The 25,367-nt window shown below is 68.7% G+C and carries 25 protein-coding genes; 10 read left to right on the forward strand and 15 right to left on the reverse strand.

Features of this window, described 5'->3' with window-relative positions; all coding sequences use genetic code 11:
• The first annotated feature begins 88 nt into the window (after positions 1 to 88).
• Both ACFXKA_RS12575 and ACFXKA_RS12580 read left to right on the forward strand, forming a co-directional pair.
• The gene (locus tag ACFXKA_RS12575; protein ID WP_354833635.1) at positions 89 to 307 is read left to right on the forward strand and encodes a hypothetical protein; all 219 of its coding nucleotides are present in this window, start codon (positions 89 to 91) and stop codon (positions 305 to 307) included.
• A 60-nt stretch (positions 308 to 367) separates the two neighbouring features.
• Complete coding sequence (locus ACFXKA_RS12580) at positions 368 to 880, forward strand: hypothetical protein (protein ID WP_379427275.1); 513 nt, start codon at positions 368 to 370, stop codon at positions 878 to 880.
• Between the two features lie 18 nt (positions 881 to 898).
• Here the strand turns inward: ACFXKA_RS12580 and ACFXKA_RS12585 are convergent, their stop codons facing one another.
• Entirely contained in the window at positions 899 to 2,083 is a 1,185-nt protein-coding gene (locus tag ACFXKA_RS12585) for a hypothetical protein (protein ID WP_379427276.1), read from the reverse strand.
• A 126-nt stretch (positions 2,084 to 2,209) separates the two neighbouring features.
• Complete coding sequence (glgC, locus tag ACFXKA_RS12590; protein ID WP_379427277.1) at positions 2,210 to 3,424, reverse strand: glucose-1-phosphate adenylyltransferase; 1,215 nt, start codon at positions 3,422 to 3,424, stop codon at positions 2,210 to 2,212.
• Between the two features lie 147 nt (positions 3,425 to 3,571).
• Here glgC and glgA point away from each other — a divergent pair, with 147 nt between their 5' ends.
• A complete protein-coding gene (gene glgA / locus ACFXKA_RS12595; RefSeq protein WP_379427452.1) occupies positions 3,572 to 4,741 on the forward strand; it encodes a glycogen synthase in 1,170 nt (389 codons plus the stop codon).
• A gap of 12 nt (positions 4,742 to 4,753) precedes the next feature.
• Here the strand turns inward: glgA and ACFXKA_RS12600 are convergent, their stop codons facing one another.
• Positions 4,754 to 5,263, reverse strand: coding sequence for a GNAT family N-acetyltransferase (locus ACFXKA_RS12600; protein WP_354833641.1), 510 nt, complete (start codon positions 5,261 to 5,263; stop codon positions 4,754 to 4,756).
• Between the two features lie 69 nt (positions 5,264 to 5,332).
• On the opposite strand from ACFXKA_RS12600, the gene ACFXKA_RS12605 reads away from it, so the two are divergent.
• The gene (locus tag ACFXKA_RS12605; RefSeq protein ID WP_379427278.1) at positions 5,333 to 6,262 is read left to right on the forward strand and encodes a LysR family transcriptional regulator; all 930 of its coding nucleotides are present in this window, start codon (positions 5,333 to 5,335) and stop codon (positions 6,260 to 6,262) included.
• Here the strand turns inward: ACFXKA_RS12605 and ACFXKA_RS12610 are convergent.
• The 9 genes from ACFXKA_RS12610 to ACFXKA_RS12650 all read right to left on the reverse strand — a co-directional run bounded on the left by ACFXKA_RS12610 (position 6,234) and on the right by ACFXKA_RS12650 (position 14,960).
• The gene (locus ACFXKA_RS12610; RefSeq protein ID WP_379427279.1) at positions 6,234 to 7,571 is read right to left on the reverse strand and encodes a putative RNA methyltransferase; all 1,338 of its coding nucleotides are present in this window, start codon (positions 7,569 to 7,571) and stop codon (positions 6,234 to 6,236) included. The genes ACFXKA_RS12605 and ACFXKA_RS12610 overlap by 29 nt on opposite strands.
• Positions 7,572 to 7,678: 107 nt before the next feature.
• On the reverse strand, positions 7,679 to 7,846 hold the full coding sequence (locus tag ACFXKA_RS12615; protein WP_083869218.1) for a DUF3117 domain-containing protein: 168 nt from the start codon (positions 7,844 to 7,846) through the stop codon (positions 7,679 to 7,681).
• A 165-nt stretch (positions 7,847 to 8,011) separates the two neighbouring features.
• Positions 8,012 to 8,584 (reverse strand): DNA-3-methyladenine glycosylase I, encoded by a 573-nt coding sequence (locus tag ACFXKA_RS12620; RefSeq protein WP_354833646.1) that lies wholly within the window; start codon positions 8,582 to 8,584, stop codon positions 8,012 to 8,014.
• Positions 8,581 to 9,000: a DivIVA domain-containing protein gene (locus ACFXKA_RS12625; protein WP_379427280.1), complete on the reverse strand. Its 420-nt coding sequence runs from the start codon at positions 8,998 to 9,000 to the stop codon at positions 8,581 to 8,583. Before ACFXKA_RS12625 ends, ACFXKA_RS12620 begins: the two co-directional genes overlap by 4 nt.
• Before the next feature lie 158 nt (positions 9,001 to 9,158).
• Complete coding sequence (locus ACFXKA_RS12630; protein ID WP_354833649.1) at positions 9,159 to 10,295, reverse strand: P-loop NTPase; 1,137 nt, start codon at positions 10,293 to 10,295, stop codon at positions 9,159 to 9,161.
• A gap of 101 nt (positions 10,296 to 10,396) precedes the next feature.
• The gene (locus ACFXKA_RS12635; RefSeq protein WP_379427281.1) at positions 10,397 to 11,266 is read right to left on the reverse strand and encodes a lytic transglycosylase domain-containing protein; all 870 of its coding nucleotides are present in this window, start codon (positions 11,264 to 11,266) and stop codon (positions 10,397 to 10,399) included.
• 176 nt (positions 11,267 to 11,442) lie between these two features.
• Positions 11,443 to 12,894, reverse strand: coding sequence for a lytic murein transglycosylase (locus tag ACFXKA_RS12640; RefSeq protein ID WP_379427282.1), 1,452 nt, complete (start codon positions 12,892 to 12,894; stop codon positions 11,443 to 11,445).
• A gap of 156 nt (positions 12,895 to 13,050) precedes the next feature.
• Complete coding sequence (locus ACFXKA_RS12645; protein WP_354833653.1) at positions 13,051 to 13,638, reverse strand: DUF1003 domain-containing protein; 588 nt, start codon at positions 13,636 to 13,638, stop codon at positions 13,051 to 13,053.
• Positions 13,635 to 14,960: a magnesium transporter MgtE N-terminal domain-containing protein gene (locus ACFXKA_RS12650; protein ID WP_354833655.1), complete on the reverse strand. Its 1,326-nt coding sequence runs from the start codon at positions 14,958 to 14,960 to the stop codon at positions 13,635 to 13,637. Before ACFXKA_RS12650 ends, ACFXKA_RS12645 begins: the two co-directional genes overlap by 4 nt.
• A 61-nt stretch (positions 14,961 to 15,021) precedes the next feature.
• Between ACFXKA_RS12650 and ACFXKA_RS12655 the strand changes: the two genes are divergently transcribed.
• Genes ACFXKA_RS12655 through ACFXKA_RS12665 form a run of 3 tightly spaced genes read left to right on the forward strand, consistent with a single transcriptional unit; the run spans position 15,022 to position 17,080 of the window.
• Positions 15,022 to 15,957, forward strand: coding sequence for a CoA ester lyase (locus tag ACFXKA_RS12655; protein WP_354833657.1), 936 nt, complete (start codon positions 15,022 to 15,024; stop codon positions 15,955 to 15,957).
• A 51-nt stretch (positions 15,958 to 16,008) separates the two neighbouring features.
• The gene (locus ACFXKA_RS12660; protein WP_354833658.1) at positions 16,009 to 16,500 is read left to right on the forward strand and encodes a general stress protein; all 492 of its coding nucleotides are present in this window, start codon (positions 16,009 to 16,011) and stop codon (positions 16,498 to 16,500) included.
• Between the two features lie 4 nt (positions 16,501 to 16,504).
• The gene (locus tag ACFXKA_RS12665; RefSeq protein WP_379427283.1) at positions 16,505 to 17,080 is read left to right on the forward strand and encodes a suppressor of fused domain protein; all 576 of its coding nucleotides are present in this window, start codon (positions 16,505 to 16,507) and stop codon (positions 17,078 to 17,080) included.
• Positions 17,081 to 17,097: 17 nt separating this feature from the next.
• Here ACFXKA_RS12665 and ACFXKA_RS12670 read toward each other — a convergent pair whose 3' ends face one another.
• Both ACFXKA_RS12670 and corA read right to left on the reverse strand, forming a co-directional pair.
• Positions 17,098 to 18,720, reverse strand: a complete 1,623-nt coding sequence (locus ACFXKA_RS12670) for an alpha/beta hydrolase (RefSeq protein WP_379427285.1) — start codon at positions 18,718 to 18,720, stop codon at positions 17,098 to 17,100.
• Between the two features lie 80 nt (positions 18,721 to 18,800).
• Complete coding sequence (gene corA / locus ACFXKA_RS12675; protein ID WP_379427453.1) at positions 18,801 to 19,871, reverse strand: magnesium/cobalt transporter CorA; 1,071 nt, start codon at positions 19,869 to 19,871, stop codon at positions 18,801 to 18,803.
• A gap of 71 nt (positions 19,872 to 19,942) precedes the next feature.
• Here corA and ACFXKA_RS12680 point away from each other — a divergent pair, with 71 nt between their 5' ends.
• The 3 genes from ACFXKA_RS12680 to ACFXKA_RS12690 all read left to right on the forward strand — a co-directional run bounded on the left by ACFXKA_RS12680 (position 19,943) and on the right by ACFXKA_RS12690 (position 24,403).
• Positions 19,943 to 20,797: a PHP domain-containing protein gene (locus ACFXKA_RS12680; protein ID WP_379427286.1), complete on the forward strand. Its 855-nt coding sequence runs from the start codon at positions 19,943 to 19,945 to the stop codon at positions 20,795 to 20,797.
• A 314-nt stretch (positions 20,798 to 21,111) separates the two neighbouring features.
• Positions 21,112 to 22,668: an FAD-binding protein gene (locus ACFXKA_RS12685; protein ID WP_379427287.1), complete on the forward strand. Its 1,557-nt coding sequence runs from the start codon at positions 21,112 to 21,114 to the stop codon at positions 22,666 to 22,668.
• Positions 22,669 to 23,185: 517 nt separating this feature from the next.
• Positions 23,186 to 24,403, forward strand: coding sequence for an NADP-dependent malic enzyme (locus ACFXKA_RS12690; protein ID WP_379427289.1), 1,218 nt, complete (start codon positions 23,186 to 23,188; stop codon positions 24,401 to 24,403).
• 63 nt (positions 24,404 to 24,466) lie between these two features.
• Here ACFXKA_RS12690 and ACFXKA_RS12695 read toward each other — a convergent pair whose 3' ends face one another.
• Positions 24,467 to 25,342: a sterol desaturase family protein gene (locus ACFXKA_RS12695; RefSeq protein WP_379427290.1), complete on the reverse strand. Its 876-nt coding sequence runs from the start codon at positions 25,340 to 25,342 to the stop codon at positions 24,467 to 24,469.
• Positions 25,343 to 25,367 lie beyond the last annotated feature (25 nt).

The following is a 25,367-nucleotide window of genomic DNA, read 5'->3' on the forward strand; positions in this document are numbered from 1 at the left end:
GGTGCAGGGGCAGTGCTGAGGTCTGGATTCGGCCGGTGTCGCGGTGGTACAGCAGAGGGGGATCGATTTTTGCTAGGAGGTGGGGGATATGTTCGAGGGACTGGCCCTCGGGGTACACCTACCGGCCGGATGGCTCTGGCCCGCACTGGTTTTCTTCGGCGGCATCATCTGCCTGGGGCTGCTGGTACTGCTACTGATCAGCGGAGCTCGTTTCGACGACCACGCGTCGCGGTACATGCCCACGACGACCAGTACGTGTGAACCGTTCTGCGGTGCACGTACTCCGGTGCCCGGATATCCGAACTGAACGGTCGTATCGAGGTTTCCGGACCGTCGGCGCGGATACTCCACGGAAATAGTTCGACGAGTGGGGGTACCCATGGGGCAGCGGATCCCGGCCGTGGTCGGGTTGTACTTCCGCGAGGCCGGGCAGTGGCGGCGCATCGCCGAATTCCGGCTCGCCGCGGACGGTCGCGCCACCTTCCGGGCGGTGGACCCGGTCGAAGGACTGGTCGCCCGCGTCTGGTACCACCAGGGCGTCGACATTCTCGGCGAGAACCGCACCGTGCTGCCCGAGGATGGCGCGGCCTTCCTGCGAGCGCTGCTGCAGCCGTTCGGTTTTCGCGACTACTGGTTCCGCGACGACAGTTCGCCGCGCAGCGGGCGCAGCCGCACCGGGCACGCGGTCTCGCGGAGCGCGGCCGCGGTACGCCCGGACGCCTGCGACAAGGACTGCGCGCCAGCGGAGCCGGATTGCCGGTGCGCCGGGGATCGAGCGCCGGCCGATGTCACTCCGCAGCCGCACGAGGAGCGGTTGCACCGTCCGGTGTCCCGGCCCGCCGCCTGGCGGTTGCTGGACGCGGACATCCTCCGATTCTGAAGCGCCGCACCGGATCCGCTACAGGCTGTTGGCCAGCAGCGCGTACTGCGCGGCCGCCTTCTTCTGGGCGTCGGAATCATTGGTCCCGTTCACCACGCCCACGTACTGCTTGTAGCTGACGTAGCAGCGGCTCGGCGACTTGTCCGAGGTGCGGTGCACGCACTTGACGTCGGGCACCTTGTCCGGCCCGCTGGTCGTGGATTCCTGCAGGTTGCTGATCATGCCGGTCACGAAATCCGCGCTCGCCTTGCCATCTCGCAGCCGGATGACGAAATTACCGTCGGCACTGGACATTTCGTCGGCGCCGCCATCGGACACCAGCTTGGTCCAGTAGGCCATGTCGTCGGAGGGCAGGATGAGCCAATTGGCCGGGAACACCGCGAAATTGTCGGGGTCGACGGTCTTGTGGTCACGATCGGTCACCAGGGTGCGGGCCAGCAGGCGATCGGGATCGACCGGCAGCTGTGAGATCTGGTCGTTCGGGGTCTCCTGGAAGGCGTCCAGCGTCGGGACCTGGGCGTCGAGGGTCTTCTTGGCCCAGGACAGCAGATCCTTCTGATCGGCGCTGGGGCGCAGGATGAACAGCGAGATCACGAAGTCCTTGCGCGCCATGGTCAATCCGATGTTCGGCACGCCCGGCCGCCAGTGCGCGTAGGCGTCCGGGTAGTCGGGCAGAGTGAGCTTCTGGTTCACGTTCAGCGCGACATTGAAGTCGGCGTCCTCGAGTTCGCGGGCGGCCAGCTTGGCATTGTCGGCGGACGGGAAGCGCAGCACGCGGGTGGTGATGGTGGTGCCGTTCGGATCCGGATTGTCGTTGACGTCCTCGCGGTCCGAGCCGCTGGCCGCGAAACCGGCCACGAAGCCGCGGTTGGTCAGCACGCCCTTGACCGCGGAGGACAGGTGGCTGACATTCACCACATCGTCGACCGTGGACAGCACCACGCCGCCGCGGCCGATATTGAGATGGGAGTCGATCTTCACCGCGGGGGCGACGGCCGCGGTCATGCGGATGCCCTCGAGGGTGTTGCCCTTGCCACCGTTGTTGCGGTCGTAGGCGTAGCGGTTCACCGGATAGGACCCGGTGTCCAGGGTGCGGACATCCAGCTCACCGGGAACCGGGGTGCCGGACCTACCGCATCCGGACAGCAGGGCGGTCAAGGTGAGGCAGGTGATGGCGGTGACGACACGTCCCGGACGGCGCATGGTGATCCCTCCCGCGCGGCCCGTCGGCGGCGGCGCTCCATGCACAGATTTTCGGACCAGCATCGGCCGGATGTCCACTCTTATCCGTGTCGCTCGCCCGGCCGGATGGACTGAAATGCCTGGTAGTCAGACCCAGATGCCCTTGCCGACGGTCACCACGCCGCCATTGCTCACCGCGAAACGCTCTCGATCCCGGTCCAGATCCACACCGATGATCTCGCCCTCCGTCACCACCACGTTCTTGTCCAGAATGGCGTGCCGCACCACCGCACCCCGGCCGATCCGCGCGCCCGGCATGAGCACACTTCCCTCCACCGTCGCACCGTCCTCCACCAGCACATTCGAGAACAGCACCGAATTGCGGACCGTCGCCGCCGACAGAATGCTGCCCGCGCCCACGATCGACTCCTGGGCCAGGCCGCCGCGGCCGAACTTGGCGGGCGGCAGATTCTCGGCCGCACCGCGAATCGGCCAGTGCTTGTTGTAGAGATCGAAGACCGGATCCACCGACACCAGATCCATGTGCGCCTCGTAGAAGGCGTCGATGGTACCGACATCGCGCCAGTAACCGCGGCTGCGCTCGGTCGCGCCGGGCACCACATTGGTGGAGAAGTCGTAGACCGCGGCCGCGCCCGACCGCACCAGGCTCGGAATGATGTCGCCGCCCATGTCGTGGTCGGAGTCGTTGTCGTCGGCGTCGGCGCGAATGGCGTCCACCAGCACCTTGGTGCTGAACACGTAGTTGCCCATGGAGGCGAAGGTGACATTCGGATCGTCGGGGGTGCCGGGCGGATGCACCGGCTTCTCCATAAAGCCGATGATGTGGCCGGATTCGTCGGAATCGATGCAGCCGAAGGCGCTCGCCGTACTGCGCGGCACCCGGATGCCCGCCACCGTCACGCCCGCCCCGGAGTCGATGTGCGCCTGCACCATCTGCTCCGGATCCATCCGGTACACGTGGTCCGCGCCGAAGACCACGATGTACTCCGGGTCCTCGTCGTAGATCAGGTTCAGCGACTGCATGATCGCGTCCGCGCTGCCGGTGTACCAGCGCGGGCCCAGCCGCTGCTGCGCCGGCACCGGGGTGATGTACTCCCCGCCGAAGCCCGACAGCCGCCAGGTCTGGGAGATGTGCCGGTCCAGCGAATGCGACTTGTACTGCGTCAGTACGCAAATGCGCAGGTAACCCGCATTCACCAGATTCGACAGCACGAAGTCGATGAGCCGGTACGCGCCGCCGAAGGGAACCGCGGGCTTGGCGCGGTCCTTGGTGAGCGGAAAGAGTCGCTTGCCCTCGCCACCGGCGAGCACGATCCCGAGTACGTGCGGCTGGCTCCTCACACCCCTGAAACTACCGGTTGTGCCCGAACACGGAATGTCCAGCTGGTGCCGTGTTCATCGCGATCTCGCGGGCCACCTCGATTGGTTAGCCCGCGAGCTAACGTTTAGTTTGGACCGGTGAGTTACCGCGCGGACGGAGCTCGCGGACTGCGAGTGGCCCTGATGACCCGCGAATACCCGCCGGAGGTGTACGGCGGGGCGGGGGTGCACGTCACCGAGCTCGTCCCGCGGTTGCGGCGGCTGTGCGATGTCACCGTGCACTGCATGGGGGTCGCGCGCGCGGATGCCGTGGTGCACCAACCGGATCCGATGCTCTACGCGGCGAATTCCGCCTTGCAGATGATGTCCGCGCAGCTGCGCATGGCCGAGGCCGCGAGCTTCGCCGACGTGGTGCACTCACACACCTGGTACACCGGGCTCGCGGGGCATCTGGCCGGCGAGCTGTACGGGATCCCGCATGTGCTGACCGCGCATTCACTGGAACCGCGACGGCCGTGGAAGGCCGAGCAACTCGGCGGGGGCTACCGGCTGTCCTCGTGGTCGGAACACAATGCCATGACCCACGCCGACGCCGTCATCGCGGTGAGCGCGGGTATGCGCGCCGATGTGCTCGCCGCCTACCCCGACATCGATCCCGCCAAAGTCCACGTGGTGCACAACGGCATCGACGCCGACGTCTGGCATCCGGGCGGTCCCGCGTCCGGCTCGCGGGACGTGCTCACCGAACTCGGCGTGTCCCCGGGACGGCCCATCGCGGCCTTCGTCGGGCGCATCACCCGGCAGAAGGGCGTCTCGCATCTGCTGGCCGCCGCCCGGCATCTGGATCCGGACATTCAGCTGGTGCTGCTGGCCGGGGCCGCCGACACACCCGCCATGGAGGCCGAGGTGGCGGCGTCGGTGCGGGCGCTGCGGGCCGACCGCGACGGCGTGTTCTGGATCAAGGAGATGCTGCCCACCGAGCTGGTGCGGCAGGTGCTCGCGGCCGCAACGGTTTTCGTGTGCCCGTCGGTGTACGAGCCGCTGGGCATCGTGAATCTGGAGGCCATGGCCTGCGGGACCGCGGTGGTGGCCTCGGATGTGGGCGGGATTCCGGAGGTGGTGGTGCCCGGGGAGACCGGGCGGCTGGTCCACTACGACGAGACCGCGCCCCGGGACTACGAGCGCGGCTTGGCCCGCGCGGTGAACACCGTTGCGGCGGACCCGGTCACGGCCGCCGCGATGGGGGCGGCCGGCCGCGACCGGGCGATCGGCGCCTTCGACTGGAACCGGATCGCCGCGCGCACCGCGCACATCTACGACCTGGTCCGCAAGGGATAGCCGGGCGCCGGTTCAGGCGGTCAGGGGATACCGCATGAACACATCGGCCCGGTCATAGGGACTGGGCGGCAGCTCCGAGGGCGGCACGTGCACGAAACCCATGGCCTCGTACAGGTGCACGGCACTGGCCAGCCGGGCATTGCTGGCCAGGAAGAACTCGGTCGCGCCCAGATCGCGCACCCGCTCGATGGCGGTGGCCAGCACCACCCGGCCGATGCCTCGGCCCCGCAAGCGCGGCGACACGGCCATTTTCGACAGCTCGAACACGCCCGGCTCCTCCTGGACCAGGGCGACGCAGCCGACGGCCTCGCCGTCCAGCCGGGCGATCAGCACCTCGCCGCCGTGATCGACGATGGCCTGCGGATTGTCGAGGGTGGCCAGGTCGGCGGGCTCGACCGAGAAGATGGTCTCGATCCACTCCAGGTTCAGGTCCTTGAAGGCGCGGGCGTCGTCGGGCGAGGACATCGGCGCGACCACGATCGAATCGAGTTCCGGGGCGCGGGCTTCCGTCTGCTGAGTCACCAGGAAAGCATGTCGGACGTCGAACCATAACGTCCAATACTTGATAGCTGCGATCGATATGATCAACTTATGAACCCCGGTGTGGAGCTGCGGCACCTGCGCTACTTCCTGGCGGTCGCGGAGGAACTGCACTTCGGGCGGGCCGCCGCCCGCCTGCACATCGCCCAGCCCGCCCTCACCCAGCAGATCCAGCGCCTGGAAACCCTGCTCGGAACCCGGCTCTTCGACCGGACCTCGCGCACCGTCGCGCTCACTGCCGCGGGAATCGTGCTGCGCGAGCGTGCCCGCGCCCTGCTCGGCCACGCCGAACGCGATCTGGCCGAGGTCACCCGCATCGGCCAGGGCGGTCAGGGCACGCTCTACCTGGGCTTCGTCCCCTCGGTCCTGCCGCTCGAACCACTGCGCGGGGTCCGCGAATTCCGTGAGCGCTTCCCGCTCGTGCAGGTCGACCTGGTCGAAGGGTTCACCAGCCACCTGATGGAGCGCCTCGCCAACGGCACTCTCGACATGGCCATCGTCCGCGACCCCGACGAGCAACCCGGCACCGTCACCGTCCCCCTGATGACCGAGCCGTTCGTGGCGATCCTCCCCGTCGACCACCCCGACGCCGGACGCCCCACCGTCACCGGCGCCGAACTCGCCGAGAATCCGCTGGTCTTCTTCCCGCGCGCCGCGGGCGGACTCGCCTACGAGAAGAACCTCGCGCCGCTCCTGGAATCCGGCCGCCCCCCTCGCATCGTCCAGGAGGCCACCAACTGGACCATCATCCTCTATCTGGTCGCCGCGGGCCTCGGCGTCACCATCGCCCCACGCAGCGCCACCTTCACCGCCCCCGACTCGGTCCGCATCATTCCCCTCGCCGAAACCGACGCCGCCACAACGATTTACATCGCCAGCCGGGCGGACGACACCCGCCCCCTGGTCCACAACCTCCTCGACCTGCTCCCGAACCGCCCGAAACCGCTCGGACTCAGCGCGGGCGATACACCGAGATCGTGACCGACGCGGTCACCGGCACCGGATCAGGAAGGGCCGCAATCTGTTCCGCCCGCCCCTCGGCCGCATGAAACGCGGACGGCCCCATGGCCGCCACATTCGCCACGTCCTCGTGTGAGAGCTCCATCGTGTACTCGACCGCATCGTGTCCCACCAAATCGAACCGCTCCCCGAGCGATTCGGCGAGCCGATCCGCCTTGGCCGCATCCACACTCACCATCCCGAGCGGCTCGATCAGCTCACCCAGATGCCGCGAGGTCGGCGTCACCACCACGAACCGCCCCTCGTCCCCCAGTACCCGCGCCACCTCGTCCGCATTCCGCGGCGCGAACACCGACACCACCGCCCCCATCACGCCATCCCGCACCGGCAGCCCGCGCCACGCATCAGCCAGCACCGACCCACCCCGCGCATGCGCCCGCGCCGCTCGCCGCGCCGCCGCCTTCGACACATCGAGGGCGACTCCCCGACCCTCCGGCACGGCATCCAATACGGCCGCCAAGTAATACCCGGTCCCCGCCCCGATCTCGAGCAGTGCCGGGCCGCCCGTAGTGCCCTCACGCGCCGCCGAATTCGGGCCGGCCAACGGATTCTCCGCCGCCGTCGCGGGCCGGCCGGCGGCGGACTCCCGAGGCGTGGCGTGGGCCTTCCCACGGCTCTCCACAGCCCGACGGGATTCGGGTGCGGGGGTCCCACCTTCGGACAGGAGGGTGGTGGCGAGCCGTGCTGCGGAGGCCGAAGTGACGGTCATTCCGGGTGCGAGGGTTCCGGGGCGGAAACGCCGATGCCGGGTCGGCGTGGCTGGGCCGGGTTTGCGTGGAATGTGGGAGCTCGCCGGGTCGGCGGTGCCACCGTGTTGCCGGGCTGCGGGTGGGTGCGTGGGCGAGGTGGCAGCCGTGGGGGAGTCCGCTCCGAATACTGCTGTGTCGGAATCGGTTACGGGGCGCGGGGCGGCGTCTCGGTGGGGGAGGGCTGCTGCGACGGTCTCGGCCAGGGCGGCGGCGATGGGGGCGAAATGCCCTGCGGCTTGAAAGGCGGTGCGGGCGTCGAGCATGGCCGGGGTGTCGCCGGTCATTTTGGTGGACGCGCCGGTGAGGAGACTGATGTAGCCCTGCTTGGCCAGGTCGAAGCTGTGGCCGTGCGGGCAGCGCAGGGTGCGGGCGGGCGGGGCGCCGGCCGCGGGGTCGGCGACGGGAGCCGTGAGGGGCTGGCCGCACTGTGGGCAGGCCAGCAGGTCGGCACAGGCCAGGAGCCGTTCCGTGGGGGAGGGCTCGGCAGTGCCGACTATGGGGGGATATGAGTTGTCGTTCACCGTGATACCGGTAAGCCTGGGAGCCCCCGGGATTCTCGAGGGGGTTCGGGGGCGAAGCCCCTGAGAGTCCCGGGAGTTGGGCTCACCGGCACCGGCGAGTCGATCGATCAGCTGGTGACTTTGACGAGTTCGTCACCGAGCGCCGCGGCTTCATCCGGCGTGAGCTCGACGACCAGACGCCCGCCACCCTCGAGTGGAACCCGCATCACGATTCCACGCCCTTCCTTGGTTGCCTCGAGGGGACCGTCCCCGGTGCGGGGCTTCATGGCCGCCATCCTCTGCTCCCTCCAGATCTGCGCGGTCTGCTGCGCACTTTCATGGAACTCCAGTTGTCACCAACCAGGCAGCCCGCCGGCATGTGGCGGGCTACACCATGCCCATTCTTCCCTATCGCGGATCGAGGCGGGTACCTGAGTTCCAAAAACCGACCGTCGTGGCGTTCAGCGAGTACCGACATTCACCCAGCAATCGGCGATGTGATCGTCTACCATCCCCGTCGCCTGCATGAGTGCGTATGCGGTCGTGGGTCCCACGAATTTGAACCCGCGTCGCTTGAGTTCTTTTGCGAGAGCGGTGCTTTCGGTGGTGACAGCGGGCACGTCGGACATGCTCCGCGGGCGCTTGCGCGAGGCGGGCGCATAGGACCAGAGCAGGGCGTCCAGGCTCTCGCCGAGATCGCGGGCAACCCGCGCATTGTGGACGCTCGCCAGTATTTTGGCCCGATTGCGAACAATGCTGGGATCGGCCATGAGGCGTTCGACATCGGCATCCCCGAACCCCGCCACCCGTTCGATCGCGAAGCCCTGGAATGCGGTCCGGAAGGCGGGCCGCTTCCGCAAAATCGTGATCCACGCCAACCCCGACTGAAACGCCTCGAGGCACATTCGTTCGAATAGCGCGTCATCGCCGTGCAGCGGTCGTCCCCACTCCTGATCGTGGTAATCCCGATAAAGCTGGGAGCCTTCCGCCCATCCGCACCGAATCAGTCCGTCGGTGCTCGCGTCCGCGGTCATCGTGCGCCCGGCTCTTCGCCGTGCTCCGTCGGGACGGCCGATTCGGCCGGGAGCACCTGGGGGACCGCCGCCTCGCTCGGCCCGGACTGCGAATCGGCGCCGGGCTCGGCGGTCGGCTCCGCCGCGGCCTCCGCTCCGGTCACGCGGGCGAGTTCGCCCTCGAGTTCGTCGATGCGTGCGGCCAGTCGGGTCAGGGCCCAGTCCACCTCGCCCGCCTTGTACCCCCGGAACACCTGCTGGAAGCGCAGCGCCCGCACATCGCAGCCGCTGATCCCCGTCGCGGGCAGCACGGTGACGGTCGTCCCCTCCGGCAGCGGCCCGAGCTCCTCCGACCGTCCGAAGATCGCACTGGCCACCAGGAACAGCAGCGCGGCGACCAATCCGACGATCAGCACGTACAGCAGCATCGTGAGCATGCCCCGAGCTTAGGGCCCGCCCGCAGCGCAGTCCGCCCGTACCCCTGGCGGAAACGCGCCCTCGAATTCCGCACTCCCCCAAAGGGAGAACAAAGTCAGGGAGCTCTCGGCGCGGGATTCGGGCGAATTCCGCGCTGAGAGCTCCCTGATCGTGATTGCTACAGGTGGCGGGTGGTGTCGATGGAGAGGGACATGCCGGCCAGGCCGCGTCGGCGGACGGACAGTTTGTCGGCGATGTCGAGCAGGGCCTTGCCCGACGAGCTCTCCGGGGCGCGCAGCACGATGGGGGTGCCCTCGTCGCCGGCCTCGCGCAGCTGCTGCTCGATCGGGATCTGGCCCAGCAGCGGGACATTCGCGCCGATGGCACGGGTCAGGTTGTCGGCCACGGTCTGGCCGCCGCCGGCGCCGTAGAGCTCCATGCGGGTGCCGTCGGGCAGATCGAGCCAGGACATGTTCTCGATGACACCGGCGATGCGCTGGCGGGTCTGCAGGGCGATGGAGCCCGCGCGCTCGGCGACCTCGGCGGCGGCCAGCTGCGGGGTCGTCACAACCAGGATCTCCGCGTTCGGAATGAGCTGGGCCAGCGAGATGGCCACGTCGCCGGTGCCGGGCGGCAGGTCCAGCAGCAGGATGTCGAGGTCGCCCCAGAAGACGTCGGCCAGGAACTGCTGCAGCGCGCGGTGCAGCATCGGGCCGCGCCACACCACGGGGGTGTTGCCCTGGGTGAACATGGAGATCGAGATGACCTTCACGTCGTGCGCGATGGGCGGCAGGATCATGCGCTCGACCTGGGTGGGCCGCTGCTCGGTGCCCAGCATGCGGGGCACACTGTGGCCGTAGATGTCGGCGTCGAGCACGCCCACCGAGAGGCCCTTGGCGGCCATGGCGGCGGCGAGATTGACGGTGACCGACGACTTTCCGACACCGCCCTTGCCGGAGGCGACCGCGTACACGCGGGTGAGCGAGCCGGGCTGGGCGAAGGGGATGACCGGTTCCGCCGCGTCACCGCGCAGCTTCCGGCGCAGTTCGGTGCGCTGCTCGTCGCTCATGACGTCCAGCTCGACCGTGATGGCGCCGACTCCGGCCACGTCGGCGACGGCCTTCGTGACCCGTTCCTGGATGGCGGATTTCATCGGGCAGGCCGATGTCGTCAGGTAGATCACAACGTGGACACCGCTATCCGCGCCGACCTCGACGCTCTTCACCATGCCCAGCTCGGTGATCGGCTTCCGGATCTCCGGGTCGATCACCTTCGCGAGCGCGACCCGCACATCCGATTCCATAACCACTGGCATGCGCCCAAGTCTAGGAGCGCCGTCGGCCGTGCCGTTTTCGCCCTCCGCTTATACCCGGGGCGGGTGTGCCGGGGCGTGGTCGGAGGCGTGGGTGGCGGGGTCTAGATGCGAGGCAGCGCGGCGGCCGCCGGGGAGATCCCCGAGCCGTACGCGGTCTCCCACGCCATGACGTTCGCGACGTAGGCCATGGAGTTGTTGTAGCGCAGGATGGCCCGGGTCTGCTGGCCCGGATCACGCATGTCGAGGCCGCCCGAGCAGAGGTACTTGCCGGCGGTGAGCGCGGCGTCGTACATGTTCTGCGGATCGGCGACGCCGTCGCCATTGCCGTCGGCCGCGTACTTGCGCCAGGTTTCGGGCAGGAACTGCATGGGGCCCACGGCGCGGCGGTAGCTGCCGGACAAGCCGTCCAGGTCGCCGCCGTCGGAGGTCGCGACCACGTTGTTCCCGGCCAGCCTGCCGTCGAGGATCGGGCCGTAGACGGATTCGAGCGGATAGCCGTTGTCGTCGATTTTGCCGTAGCCGTGGGTGGATTCGACCCGGCCGATGCCGGCCAGCAGATTCCACTGCATATTGCAGGTCGGATTCTCCACGGCGAGAATGCGTTCCGCGTTCTCGTAGGCGTCCTGCGCGACGCCCGGCATGCCGAGCGGCCCGGCGGCGCGCGCCGACGGCACCCGGCCGTCCGGCTGCGCCACGGACTTGACCTCCGGAGGGCCAACGGGCGCAACCTGTTTGGCCTCGTGCAGCAGCGGTTCCGGTGCGACGGCGGGTATTACGGCTGCCTCGGGTTCGGGTAGTTGTTCCTCGCTGTCGTTCGACAGCTGGTGCTGGACGGTAGCCGCGAGCTTGTCGGCGATGTTCCCGTCGCCGGCTCCGGTAACTGTGGCCAGTCCGGCGGGCACGAGCCCGGTCAATGCGATGACCGATCCACGGCGAACTTTCGGGACCGGGGGTTTGCGGTGACGACCCACTGTGTGGTGACCCTCCATTGCCATCGGTTGATACCGGGGTGATGCAACGAAGGTCAGGTTACCTTATCCGAGACCTTCCTGTTACCCCTTCGTGACCAACTCTCAGGATTTGAAGGAACCGCAAGTCAGACGCGAGTTCCGGAGCGGCGCGCCGGAACTCGCGAATCACACCATCGTTACGGGGCGGGCGCGGGGGCCGGCGCCGGAAGCGGAATCGTGATGCCGAACGGCAGTGTGATGCCGGGGGCCGGGGTGGTGGTCGTGGTGGCGTCCGGAGTGGTTTCGGCCCCGGCCCCGGCCTCGGGTTCGGGCGTCCCGGAGGGCGTGACCGTTTGCTGGTCCTGCGGTTGCTGGACGGCCTGCTGCGGCTGATCCTGCGGCTTCTGGCCCTGCTGGCCCTGCTGACCCGTCTGGGTGTTGCAGGTGGTGACGGCGGGCTGATCCTTGACCACCGGCTTGCCGTCGGGTCCGAACTGCTGCTCCGCCGGCTTGCCGTTCTCGGCCGTGGCGGCGTCCTCGGGCTTGGTCTTGTCCTCGGTGTCCGGGGCGCCGGGGACCTTGTCGGCCTTCTGATCCGGCTGCTGCGCCGGAACCGTCACCTGCTCACAGGGATTCGCGGGCACCACCGGAGCCGGGCAGAAGATGCCGCACGGGATCGGCGGCAGGCCCGGGATGGTGATCATCACCTGGGTCGGCGTCGGCGGGGTGGTCTGTCGCGTGGTGTCGGGCGCCTCGGTGGCCGGAATCGTGGTCGAGGCCACCGTGATATCCGGGCCGTTGACCGGAACGTAGTTGTTGGGCACCAGATCCGGTGAGATGCTCACCTGCTGCGGGGCGCCGCCGGTCTTGTAGGCGTTGGCCCAGCTGAGCACGTTGGCCGCGTACGACACCGAATTGTTGTAGCGCAGCACGGCCCTGAGCTGCTGCTGCGGATCGGCCAGATCCATGCCGCCCGAGCACAGGTACTTGCCCGCCGCCAGCGCCGCGTCGAAGACATTGTTGGGATCCGGTGTGCCGCTGCCCTTTCCATTGGCGGCGTACACCGACCAGGTGCTGGGCAGGAACTGCATGGGGCCGATAGCCCGCACGAAACTGCCGTCGCTGGCCTTGATGATCTCGTTGCCGGGCAGCGTCCCGTCCAGGGCCGGGCCGTAGATGGGCGAGACCGTCGTGCCGGCGGCGTCGGTGCGGCCGTTGTTGGCGTGGTTGGACTCGATGCGGCCGATGCCGGCCAGCAGGTACCAGGGCAGATGGCAGTTCGGGTCCGAAGACTGCAGCGCCAGTTCGGCATTGCGGTAGGCGGCCAGTACGATCTCCGGAATGCCCAGCACGCCACTGCCGCCGGGCAGCGCGATGTCCTGCAGCGGCACGGTGCCGCCGAAGAGCGGCGAGCCGTCGGCGGGCGGGGTCATTGCGCTGAGTTTGCGGGGGGCCTCGGGAGCCGCCGGAACCAGGCCGACGGTCTGATCCGAGGGGGTGTCGGCGGGACCGTTCACGCTCGCGGTGTGCGCGGAGGCGGCCGCCAGCAATGCGTCCGGCGCGGCCTGCGGGGCCACGGTGTGGACGGTCGTATTGGTGGCGGAACCGGCGGTGACCAGGCCCGCAATCAACAGTGCCGACGCTGTCACCGGAGCAGAAATTCTCTTCGCCACCACACAATCCCCTCAGTCGTGCGGCCGGTGCCCCGTGGTGACACTCATACAGCGGCTGTGTCTGGGTCGGTCGCTCGGAACAACGTGATCCAGGTTACCCATGAGTCAGCTAGATCGGAACAACTTCGGTGGTCAGTCGCCATCTTTTTGTGGCGAAATTGCGACCTCATCGGGCTTCCGATCGGTACCCTTCTTTGCTTTCTTGGGCTTCGCGACCTCGTCGCCGACCGTCAGTTTCTCCAACCTGACCAGGGATTCCTTGATGTCGTCCAGTTCCCGGCGCACGTAGTCGCGCGTGGCGACCTCGCCCACGGCCAGCCGCAGCGCGGCGAGCTCACGCGCCAGGAATTCGGTGTCGGCTTTCGTCTGGGCCGCTCGTGACCGGTCCTCCTCGAGCGAGACCCGATCGCGATTGTCCTGGCGGTTCTGCGCCAGCAGGATCAGCGGCGCGGCGTAGGCGGCCTGGGTGGAGAACGCCAGATTCAACAGGATGAACGGGTACGGGTCCCACTGCAGCCGCAGCGCGAACACATTGAGCAGGATCCACACCACCACGATGACGGTCTGGATCACCAGGTAGCGGCCGGTACCGAGGAAGCGGGCCACCTTCTCGCTGGAACGGGCCATCGCCTCGGGATCCCAGTCGAGGCCGCGGAAGCGGCTCTGGACCGGAGTCTCCAAACGCTGGCGGGCGCTGAGTTTTTCGAGCCGTTCGCTCATGCGCGGCCTCCCGTCCCCTCGATCACGGGCATGCCGTGCGCATCGTGATGGTCTTCGTCCTGCTCGCGCCAGTCCTCGGGCAGCAGGTGGTCGAGCACGTCATCGACGGTGACGGCTCCCAGGAGATGATTCTCCGCGTCCACCACCGGCCCGCACACCAGGTTGTAGGTGGCGAAGTACCGGGTCACGGCGGTGAGCGGGGCGTCGGGCCGCAGCTGGACCAGATCGGTGTCGACGATGCCGCCGACCAGGTTCGCGGGCGGTTCCCGCAGCAACTGCTGGAAGTGCACGCAGCCCAGGTATCGGCCGGTCGGGGTGGCCGTGGGCGGACGCACCACGAAGGCCATCGACGCCAGGGCCGGAGTCAGCTCGGGATCGCGGATGCGGGCCAGCGCCTCGGCGACCGTGGTGGAGGCGGTGATGACGATCGCGTCGGGCGTCATCAGACCACCGGCGGTGTAGGGCGCGTGCTCGAGCAGGCGGCGCACCGGCTCGGAGTCCTCCGGATCCATCAGCGCCAGCAGCGATTCCGCCTCGCCCTCGGGCAGCTCGCCCAGCAGGTCGGCGGCGTCGTCGGGGTCCATGGCCTCGAGCAGATCGGCCGCACGTTCCACACCGAGCTGCTCGAGCAGTTCCACCTGGTCGTTCTCGGGCAGCTCCTGGACCACGTCGGCCAGCCGCTCGTCGTCGAAGGCGGCCGCCACCTCGATGCGGCGCTTGAGCGGCAGTTCGCGCAGCATGTGCGCGACGTCGGCGGGTCGCATGCCCTCGAACTGCCCGAGCAGCTGGGTGACGTCCTGGCCGGGCAGGTTCAGCTCGGTCTGGGTGAGGCCGCGCACCTGCGCCCAGTCGACCACGTGCACCGCGCCGCGCCGGCCGAAGCCCACCCCGAGGCGGCGGCGTTCGCGCACGGCGACCCGGGACACCACCCAGTCGCGGGTGCGGCCCTGCTCGATACCCAGGTCGACCACCACCACGTCCGTGCTCGCCAGCTGTGGCAGCTCGGGATCGGAGACGCGGACCGTGGAGTCGAGAATCTGCGCGATGGCCAGCAGCTCGCCGGGCCGCTGCTCGAAGCGCCGCACGCTGATGGTGCCGGTGGTGAGGGTGATCGCGCCGGGGTCGATGGTCTGTACCCGCAGCATGGGCACGAAAATCCGCTTCCGGGTGGGCAATTCGACGAGAACGCCCAGGACTCGGGGTTGCTGGCGGTCATAACGTATCGAGATCACGATGTCCCGGAGGCGGCCGATAGACTCGCCGTCCGGTCCCAGTACCACCAAGCCCGCCAGCCGGGCGGCGAAAACCTTCGTCGCTGCCATGTTTGGTAAGGCTAGTGGGTCGAACGCGTCCTAAATGTCGCGCCACGTGAAGGAGTGAGCCATGACATCGCGCCGATCGGTGCTCGCCGTCCCCGGCAGCAACCCGCGCATGATCGAGAAGGCCAAGGGACTGCCCGCCGACGAGGTGTTCCTGGATCTCGAGGACGCGGTCGCGCCGGCGGCGAAGGCGGCCGCCCGGGCGAACATCGTGGCGGCCCTCAACTCCGGAGGCTGGGGCGCCCAGATCCGCGTTGTGCGGGTCAACGATTGGACCACCGAGCACACCTATGCCGACGTCATCACGGTGGTGGAGGGCGCGGGCTCGGAGCTGGACGCCATCCTGCTGCCGAAGGTCACCGACGCCGGGCAGGTGCAGGCCCTGGACCTGCTGCTGACCCAGCTGGAGAAGGCCAACGGGCTGCCGGTCGGCCGGATCGGGATCGAACCGCAGATCGAGAACGCGCTCGGGCTGCGCAATATCGACGCCATCGCCACCGCGAGCCCGCGGGTGCAGACCCTGGTGTTCGGGCCCGCCGACTTCATGGCCTCGATCAATATGCGCACCCTGGTGGTGGGCGAGCAGCCCGAGGGCTACGAGCCGGGTGACGCCTACCACCACATCTATATGACGATCCTGCTGGCGGCCCGCGCCCACGGCCTGCAGGCCATCGACGGCCCCTACCTGGCGGTCCGCGATATCGACGGCTTCCGCCGCAACGCATCCCGCACGGCCGCACTGGGTTTCGACGGCAAGTGGGTGCTGCACCCGGATCAGATCACCGCCTGCAACGAGATCTTCAGCCCGCGCCAGGCCGACTACGACCGGGCCGAGGAGATCCTCGACGCCTACGCGTTCCACACCTCGGCCGAGGGCGGCGCCCGGGGCGCGGTGATGCTCGGTGACGAGATGATCGACGAGGCCAGCGCGAAGATGGCTCAGGTGATCGCTGACAAGGGCAGGGCGGCCGGAATGGCGCGAACCACGCCCGCGCTGTGAATCGGGCACGGCGAATCGGCGTCCGTCGACGCGAAATAGCATGATGGAGTCATGACGAATCCCATGGGGAATCCGAGCCGGGGCCGTCCCGGCCTCCCGACGCCACCGTCGGGCTGGCCGGTCGGCTCCTACCCGACCTATGCCGAGGCGCAGCGGGCGGTCGACTACCTGGCCGACAACCAGTTCCCGGTGGAGGGCGTGACCATCGTCGGCGTCGACCTCATGCAGGTCGAGCGGGTGCTGTACCGGCTGACCTGGGGCAAGGTCATTGGCGGCGGCATGGTTTCGGGCGCTTGGCTGGGCCTGTTCCTGGGTCTGCTGCTGAGCATGTTCACCTCCGGCGGGGCCATCGGCCCGCTGGTGGTCGGCCTGGTCGGCGGCATCATCTTCGGCCTCATCTCCGCGTCCATCCCGTACGCCGCCACCCGGGGCCAGCGCGACTTCGCCTCCACCATGCAGTTGGTGGCCGGTCGCTACGACGTGCTGTGCGACCCGAAGACCGCCGAGCAGGCGCGCGACATGCTCGCCAGGCTGGCCATCTAGATCCATGGAGGTACTGGATCAGGTCCGGGCCGCGGTGCTCGGTCATTTCGGGGTGGAGTCCGCGGACGCGGCGTCGGTGACGTTCCTGGGTTTGGAGCCCATCGACATCCTGCGCATCCCGGACGGTGAGTTCGTGCACTACGCCACGCTGGGCGGCTCCCGTCATCCGATGACGGATCCGGCCGCGGCGCTGGCCGATCCGGTGCGCGGGCCGCGCGCGGAGCTGGTGCTGACGCTGCGCGGCGGTGCGGGCGCGGGTTCGGGGCTGACCCGCACGCTGGGCGTGCTGGTGGCGGCGCCCGCGGTGGAAGGTGTTGTGCTGCAAGCGGATGCGCTGCTCGATCTGGGAGAACCGTTGTGGACCAACGCGCCGTTCACCGCGGTGCTGCTGGGCGCGAGCGACATCCCGGAGGTGGCGCTGCCGGAACCCGCTGAGCCCGTGCGGTTCCTGACGGTCGCGCCGATCACCGCGACGGAGGCGGCATGGGTGCGGATTCGCGGCGCGGCGGCGTTGCGCGACGCCTGGGCCGAGGCGGAAATCGATGTGCGTGATCCCGCCCGGGCCGCAGCGTCGCTCTGATCGACCGCGGCGTCGCGCTAATCGAACGGGTTGCCGTCGATCGGACAGGTCGCGCGGTCGGCCGGAAGCGTTCCCGCGATGAGATAGTCGCGTTTCGCGGCCTCGGAGCAGGTGCTGCGCACGTACATGCTGCTGTGCCCGGCTCCCTCCACCACCAATAGGCGCGCGTCCGACAGTTCCGCCGCGCCGGCGGCGGCTCCGGCCAGCGGTGTCGCGGGATCATTGCGACTGTTGATCACCAGGATCGGGGCGGTCGGCCGATCCCAGGGGCCGAGGTAGGGGCGCACGGCGGTCTGCGGCCAGTAGGCGCAGGTCATGGCGTCGAATACGCCGAGGCGGCCGAAGGCGGGCACCCGCTGGTCCTCGCTCACCGCCAGGTCGCTGTAGCGGCGCTCGTCGCGCGGCACCCGGCTGTCGGCGCACTGGACGGCGTAGAAGGCCTCGGTGTAGTTGTCGTCGTAGGTGTTCGTGCCGGTACCGCCCAGCGCCGTGGAGCTGCCCGTGCCGATATCGGCCACCTGCCGCACCAGCACCGCGGTCTCGGCGAGCACGTCGGTCGGCAGGTAGGGCGTGTCACGCAGGTCGTAGAGGTGTTGCAGGGTGGCGGCGAGGACCGGCCAGCCGGCGGGGGCGGACAGCTGGCCCGCCGCCGCGACCACGGTGCCGTAGTCGTAGCGTTTGCCGTCCCACGAGATCGGTTCGCGCCGGACCCGCTCGAGGATCCGCTGCCATTTCTCCTGCGGATTCCCTTCGGAGAAGGCGCATTCGGGTCCGGCCGCCACACAGGCGTCGAGCATGGCGTGGAACGTGCCCGCGATTCCGGTCGCGACGTCCTGCCGGGTGTCGATGGGCCGGTCGGCGTCGTCGGGGTCGAACGCGTTGCCGCGGAAGTCCATCGATCCGTCCAGCACGATGCGGCCGACTCGGCCGGGAAACATGTTGGCGTACAAGGCTCCGAGGTAGGTGCCGTACGAAATCCCGTGGTAGGTCAGCTTGTCATCGCCGACGGCCCGGCGCAGCAGGTCCAGATCCCGGGCGGTGTTCTCGGTCGACATGTGCGGCAGCAGGTCGGCAGCGCGCTGTGCGCAATTGTCCGCCAGGGTCTTCGCGGCCGCGAAGAACGGCGGTTCCATGCCGGGCGTGCCGGGCATCGCGGGATAGGTGGCGAAGAACAGCTGCTGCGCGGTCGCATCCGGAAAACAGTGCACCGGTGCGCTGTTCGCGACGCCGCGGGTATCCCAGGACACCAGATCGAAGCGGGCGCGCAACTCGTCGGAGAACAGCCACGGCCAGTGCGCCCGCTCCCGCAGGCGCTGCACCCCCGACCGGCCGGGCCCGCCGAAGTTGACGAACAGGGTGCCGATCCGCCGGGCCGGGTCGGCGGCGGGGAGTTTGATCACCGCCAGGTCGATCGATCGGACCTCGGGATGCGCATAGTCCAAGGGCACTCGCGCTGTCGCACAGGAGAATCCGGAATCGCAGTCGGTCCACTGCAGGGCGGGCGCCGGTGCGGCATCGGCGAGCGCATCGACGTAGGAGTCGGTTGCCGGGACGGCCGCGGCGGGCACCGGCACGGCCAGCAACAGGCCGAATATTGCTGCCCACCAAGCCATCCGGCCGCGGACCGGCGAACTACTCATCACGAACACAGTCGAATTCATAGCAACCCCGTAGCCAGTGAGTCGAGGCGGTCAGCGAAGCCCCTGGTGGGGCCCGCGGGTCAGAGCCAGTTGTTGCGGTGGAAATTCGCGTACAGCAGAGCGCACAGGGCGATCATCGCCACGATCACGATGGGGTAGCCGTAGGTCCACGAGAGTTCCGGCATGTGTTCGAAATTCATGCCGTAGACGCCCGCGATCATGGTCGGCACGGCGGCCATGGCGGCGTAGGCGGAGATCTTGCGCATATCGGTGTTCTGCTGCACGCTCACCTTGGCCAGCGCGGCATTGATGAGAGCGCTGAGGGATTCGTTGAAATCGATGATCTGCTCGGTGACCGCGGTGTGGTGGTCGGTCACGTCGCGCAGGTAGCGGCGGATCTCCTTGGGCAGCGGCAGGGTGGTGTCGTGGGTGAGCACCTGCAGCGGCAGCCCGAGCGGCTTGACGGCCCGGCGCAGTTCCACCACTTCACGTTTCAGCTGGTAGATGGCGTCGATCTGGAGCTTGTTCGCGGGGGTGAAGACGGCCTCCTCGATGGCGTCCACATCCTCCTCGATCGCCGCCGTGACCTCCACGTAGGAGTCGACCACGCGGTCGGCCACCGCGTGCAGGACCGCGCCGGGCCCCAGCGTGAGCTGGCGCGGGTCGGCTTCGAGATCCTTGCGCACACCGCTCAATTCGGTGTGCTCACCGTGGCGGACGGTGATCACGAAATCGGGTCCCGCGAACACCATGATCTCGCCGGTGTCGACGATCTCGCTGACCGTGCTGAGCTCGTGCTCGACGTAGCGCACCGTGCGCAGCACCAGGAACAGGATGTCGTCGTAGCGTTCGAGTTTGGGCCGCTGCTGCGCCTTGACCGCGTCCTCGACGGCGAGTTCGTGCAGGCCGAAGGTCTGCGCGATATCGGCCATGAGTTCCTTGCCGGGTTCGAGCAGTCCGAGCCAGACGAATCCTTCGTGGCGTTCGCGCACTTCGGCCAGCGCGTTCTTGTAGGAGCTGTGCTCGAACAGCCGCACCCCCTCGACATAGACCGCGCAGTCGACGATCCGGCCGTGATGGACGGGCATCTTGGCGGGGTCTCGCGGCTCGCCGGACCGCCCGGGCCAGTGGAAGGACGGCAACGGCGGTATCGAGGACACATCAAGGATGCTAATCGTCCCGCCCCCTGGCGTCGGTTCGGGCCGCAGGCAATATAGGGGGCGTGCGCATCGATCTCCACACCCATTCCAACGCGTCCGACGGCACGGATACCCCGGCCGAACTGATCGCGAACGCCGCCGCTGCCGGTCTCGACGTCGTGGCCCTGACCGATCACGACACCACCTCCGGCTGGGCCGAGGCCGCCGCCGCGCTCCCTGCGGGCCTGACGCTGGTGCGCGGTATGGAGATGTCGTGTGTCGGGCTGGGGGAGGACGGCTATCCGGTGCCGGTGCACCTGCTGGCCTACCTGTTCGATCCCGAGGACGAGTCCTTCGCGCAGGAGCGGGAGCGGTTGCGCGCCGAGCGGGTGGTGCGGCTGCGGACCATGGCCGAGCAGATGGCCGCCGACGGTCTGCCCATCGATCCGGACGCGGTCATGGCCTCCGTGGGCCCGTCGGCGGGTCGCCCGCATCTGGCCCGGGCGCTGGTGCAGGCCGGGGTGGTGCCGAGCGTGGACGCCGCGTTCCAGGATCTGCTGGCCCCGCACGGCCGCTACTACGTCGAGAAGGCCGACACGCCGCTGCGGCGGGCCGTCGAAATGGTGGCCTCGGCCGGCGGAGTGAGCGTGTTGGCGCACGCCCGGGCTCGTAAGCGCGGGCGGTTGCTGGCGCTGGATCACATCCGCGAGATGACCGAGTTCGGGCTGGGCGGCCTGGAACTCGATCACCCCGACCACAGCGCGGAGGACCGCGAGGTGCTGCGCCGGCTGGCCGCCGAGCTGGGTTTGCTGACGACCGGCTCCTCGGATTACCACGGCGCCAACAAGACCATTCGGCTCGGCGAATTCACCACCGACCCAACGCAATTCGAGGAAATCGTGGGCAAAGCGAGCGGAGTCCCGGTGATCACCGCATGAGAGTGGTCCGGGGCCTGAGCGGGGTGGTCGCGGGGGGCACGCTGGTGCTGGCGGCCACGGTCGCCACCACCGCGATCATCGGTGCTCGGCGCGGTTTTCCGGGCCCCGGATGGGCGGCCGTGACGTGGCATGTGACCGCGGCGGCAGCTGTGCTGGCCGCCCAAATTTATGCGGATAGACATCGGGGTTTTGCGGCTTTTTTCGGATGTTTGGTCGTTTTCGTGATAGCCGGATATCTGCTCTGGGCGCAGTGGTGGAATTGAAATACGCATAACGGTTGCGACCCAGTGAACTGTCGTCGAACATTTGTCGTTATGACCGAATTCGACGCCGATGTGCTGGTGCTGGGAGGTGGCCCGGCCGGAGCCTGGGCCGCGCTGGCTGCTGCCGCTGCGGGCGCGCGGGTATTGGTCGCCGACAAGAGCCGTTGCGGCAGCAGCGGCCCCACGGCGCGGGGCGGGGTCACGCTGTGGAACATTCCGTCCGGTCCGGCTCGGGACGAGGCCGTGCGGCAGAACTTCGCACACGGCGGCGGGCTGGGGGACCCGGAGTGGATGTACCGGGTGCTGGAGGAGACCCATCGGCGTGTCGGCCAGCTGGTGACCGGCGGCTTCCGGTTCCGGGGCGAACACGCCGAGCGCCCGGCGCGGGTTTATCTCGACGGCGCGAAGTATCTGGGCCGGCTGCGGCGCAGCATGGTGATCGCGGGGATCCGCATCCTCGACCACCATCCCGCACTCCAGCTCATCACCGACCGTGACGGCGTCGTGTCCGGCGCGGCGGGTGTGACGCAGGGTGGCGAGTTCCGCGGCTGGACCGTCCGGGCGCGCGCGGTGGTGCTGGCCACCGGCGGCTGTGCCTTCCTCTCCGGTGGCGCCGGCACCGATGTGGACACCGGTGACGGGCTGCTCATGGGGGCCGAGGCGGGGGCCGAACTGTCCGGCATGGAGTTCTCCAACGCGTATTCACTGACCCCGGTGGCCGATTCGCCGGTGCTGGGCGGCCGCCCGGTCGCCGCGGTGTTCGCCTCCGACCAGGTCATGCACTTCGCCACCCTCTACGACGAGTCGCGGGCGGTGCTGTGGGGGCAGGGATGCGGTTCGCGGGCACAGGCTTTCGCGGCCATCGCCGACGGGCGGCGGGTCTACGCGGCGGTGGACGAACTGCCCGAGGCGGTGCGCGCGGAACTGCAGCGGCACGGGCCGAGCCTGACCGGTCAGGTGCCGCTGTGCGCGGTGCTGCAGGGCACGGTGCGCGGCACCGGCGGGCTGCGGCTGACCGGACCCGACTGTGCGACCACGGTTCCCGGCCTCTACGGCGCGGGCGACGTCACCACCCGGGAGCCCATCACCGGGGCGGTCAGCGGGTTCGGCGGCCAGAACGGCGCGTGGGCCATCTCCTCGGGCGTGTGGGCGGGCGCGGGTGCCGCCGATTTCGCCGTGTGCCGTCGCAAGCTCGGCAAGGCGCGCCCGGTGCCGGGCGCGGGCCTGGGCGACCGGGCGCGGCTCGATCCGCGCGCGGTGGTCGGCCTGGTCCAGGAGCACACGTTGCCGCTGCGGCGCAGCTACTGGCGCAGCGACGGCAGCCTGCGCGACAGCATCGGCGAGCTGGACGGCATGTGGCCCGGCGTCGAATTGGCGCTCGGCGGAAAGGGACCCGATCGCCTGCCCGCCCGGCAGGCCGCGGCGCTGCTGGCCGTCGCCCGCTGGACCAAGTACTCCGCCCTGGCCCGCACCGAGACCCGCGGCATGCATCGCCGCACCGACCATCCGGGCGCCGGAAGCGACTGGCGCGTACGGTTGCTCTCCGGGGGTCTCGGCAGTGTCTGGGTCCGGCCGGACCTCACAGCGGTGACTGCAACCCCCGCTTGACAGCTCACAGCCGCCGCCGCGACCGCGTTGTGACAGTTCTCCGAGTTCAGGTTCCGACCAGCGAGTTCCTGTTCATCTCGGCGTGATTCGACTGCCTTACCCTTCAACGATGGTGAGGCGACGCGACGGACCCGGGGGCGATTTGGCAGGCCGTCGCAGCGACTGGCAGAATGGGCCGATCCCGGCCGCAGCCACCGCCCGGCCCGGGACACTCGGTGATCACGAACCCCGACTCGCGGGTTCACACGAGGTCACCCCGGCTGTATCGCCCGGACACACCCCTCCGGTTCTCGCTCGACGATCTGCGCTGCCGCGACACACTTCTCGCAATGCCGTAATACTTTGTATGCGTCGCCACGATGAGGTGGCAAGGTTTCCACGAAGTGGCTCGGAAGTGGTGTCGACGTCGCTGAACGCGGCTGCGGCAAAAGATATATGAGCACCGAAACCACAAATTCCGCTATTACCGAACGGTAACCGTCCAACGGTTGAGTCCGAACCGATCAGGAGTGAAATCGTGTCACCCGTGACTGAAGCAGTGAATGCCACCGAGGCCCCCGCGTCCAATGGGGCGAACCTGTCCGACATCACCACGGAAGAAATTTTCGCCGGGCACCTTGGCGGCAAGCTCTCGGTCGAACTCACCGCTCCGCTCGACACCCAGCGCGATCTGTCCATCGCCTACACCCCGGGCGTGGCGCAGGTCTGCCGCGGCATTCACAAGGACGAGAGTCTGGCCAAGACCTACACCTGGGCCGAGCGCCTGGTCGTGGTCGTCTCCGACGGCACCGCCGTGCTGGGCCTGGGCGACATCGGCCCGCGTGCCTCGCTGCCGGTGATGGAGGGCAAGGCGGCGCTGTTCAAGAAGTTCGCCGGTCTGGACTCGATCCCGATCGTGCTGGACACCAAGGACGTCGACGAGATCGTCGAGACCCTGATCCGCCTGCGCCCGAGCTTCGGCGCGGTCAACCTGGAGGACATCTCCGCGCCGCGCTGCTTCGAGATCGAGAAGCGCGTCGTCGAGGCTCTCGACTGCCCGGTCATGCACGACGACCAGCACGGCACCGCCATCGTGGTGCTGGCCGCCCTCAAGGGCGCGGCCGCGGTGCAGGGCCGCGACATGTCCGGTCTGAAGGTCGTGGTGTCCGGCGCCGGCGCGGCCGGTGTGGCGTGCACCGACATCCTGCTGGCCGCCGGGGTTTCCGACATCGTCGTGCTCGACTCCAAGGGCATCGTGAGCCGGGATCGCGGCGACCTCAACAGCGTGAAGGCCGAACTGGCGCAGCGCACCAACCCGCGCGGCCTCACCGGCGGCGCGGCTGAGGCGCTGGCGGGCGCGGACGTGTTCCTGGGTCTGTCGGCCGGCACCATCGCCGAGGAGCTCATCGCGTCGATGGCTCCCGAGTCCATCGTGTTCGCCATGTCGAACCCGGACCCGGAGATCCACCCCGAGGTGGCCAAGAAGTACGCCGCCATCGTGGCCACCGGCCGCAGCGACTTCCCGAACCAGATCAACAATGTGCTGGCCTTCCCGGGCGTGTTCAAGGGCGCGCTGGACGCCGGCGCGCGCCGCATCACCGAGGGCATGAAGGTGGCCGCGGCCGAGGCGATCTTCGACGTGGTGGCCGGTGAGCTGTCCGTGGACAAGATCATCCCGAGCCCGCTGGACCCGCGGGTCGCGCCGGCCGTCGCCGAGGCCGTCGGCAACGCGGCTCGCGCGGAGGGTGTGGCGTAGCCACTCGCCGAGCAACGAAAGGGGCGCTTCGTCGTAAGACGAAGCGCCCCTTTTCCTATTGGACTAGACCGCGACCTTTTCGAGGTCGGGGGTGGCGGCATTCTCGTGCCAGCCGGGCGGGCCGAAGATATATCCGAGACGGCCGCGCCAGGTTCGGGCAGTGCGGACATCACGGACCAGATCGACGAGTTCGGTGTAATTGACCTTGATCGGATTGTCGGTTTCGATGTCCTTGGTCAACCCGTAGCGAATCGGTTCGGTTTCCGCGGCGAAGCTGCCGAACAGGCGATCCCAGATGATCAGGATGCCGCCGTAATTGGTGTCCAGATACGGCTGGTTGGAGCCGTGGTGCACGCGGTGGTGGGCCGGGGTGTTGAACACGAATTCGAGGGGCCGCCACAGGTTTTTCACGCGCTGAGTGTGGATCGGGAACTGGTAGAGCAGCCCCAGCGACTGCAAGGCGAACACCATCCAGGCCGGGAAGCCCAGCAGTGCCGCGGGCACCCAGCACAGGCCGCGCACGATATTGGCGGCCGGATGCGCCCAGGGCAGCCGGATGGCGGTGGAGAAGTTGAAGAACCGGCTGGAGTGGTGGACGCTGTGCGAGGTCCACAGCAGCCGCACCCGGTGGTCGGCGCGGTGCGCCCAGTAGTAGCAGAAATCGGTGACGATCAGGCCCAGGACCCACACCCACCAGTGCGCCGGTGACAGGTGCAGCGGGGTGAAGTGCGCGGCCAGCACCACGCCGGAGAACGGAATCACCTGCGCCAGAATCGGTTTGGCAATGCGGCCGAGTGCGAAGGTGGCGATGTTGGAGGTGGTGTCGCGGCGGTCGATGCCATTGACCGGGCGGTCCGGGTCACGCCGGTTGTCGATCCATTCGATCAACATGAGCAGCGCGAACGCCGGCAGGGCGTAGATGAACAGGTCGGCATTCACGGGCGTGCTCCTCGGCGGGGCGGTC

It is taken from the genome of Nocardia sp. NPDC059228 (assembly GCF_042754245.1).
Lineage (GTDB): Bacteria > Actinomycetota > Actinomycetes > Mycobacteriales > Mycobacteriaceae > Nocardia.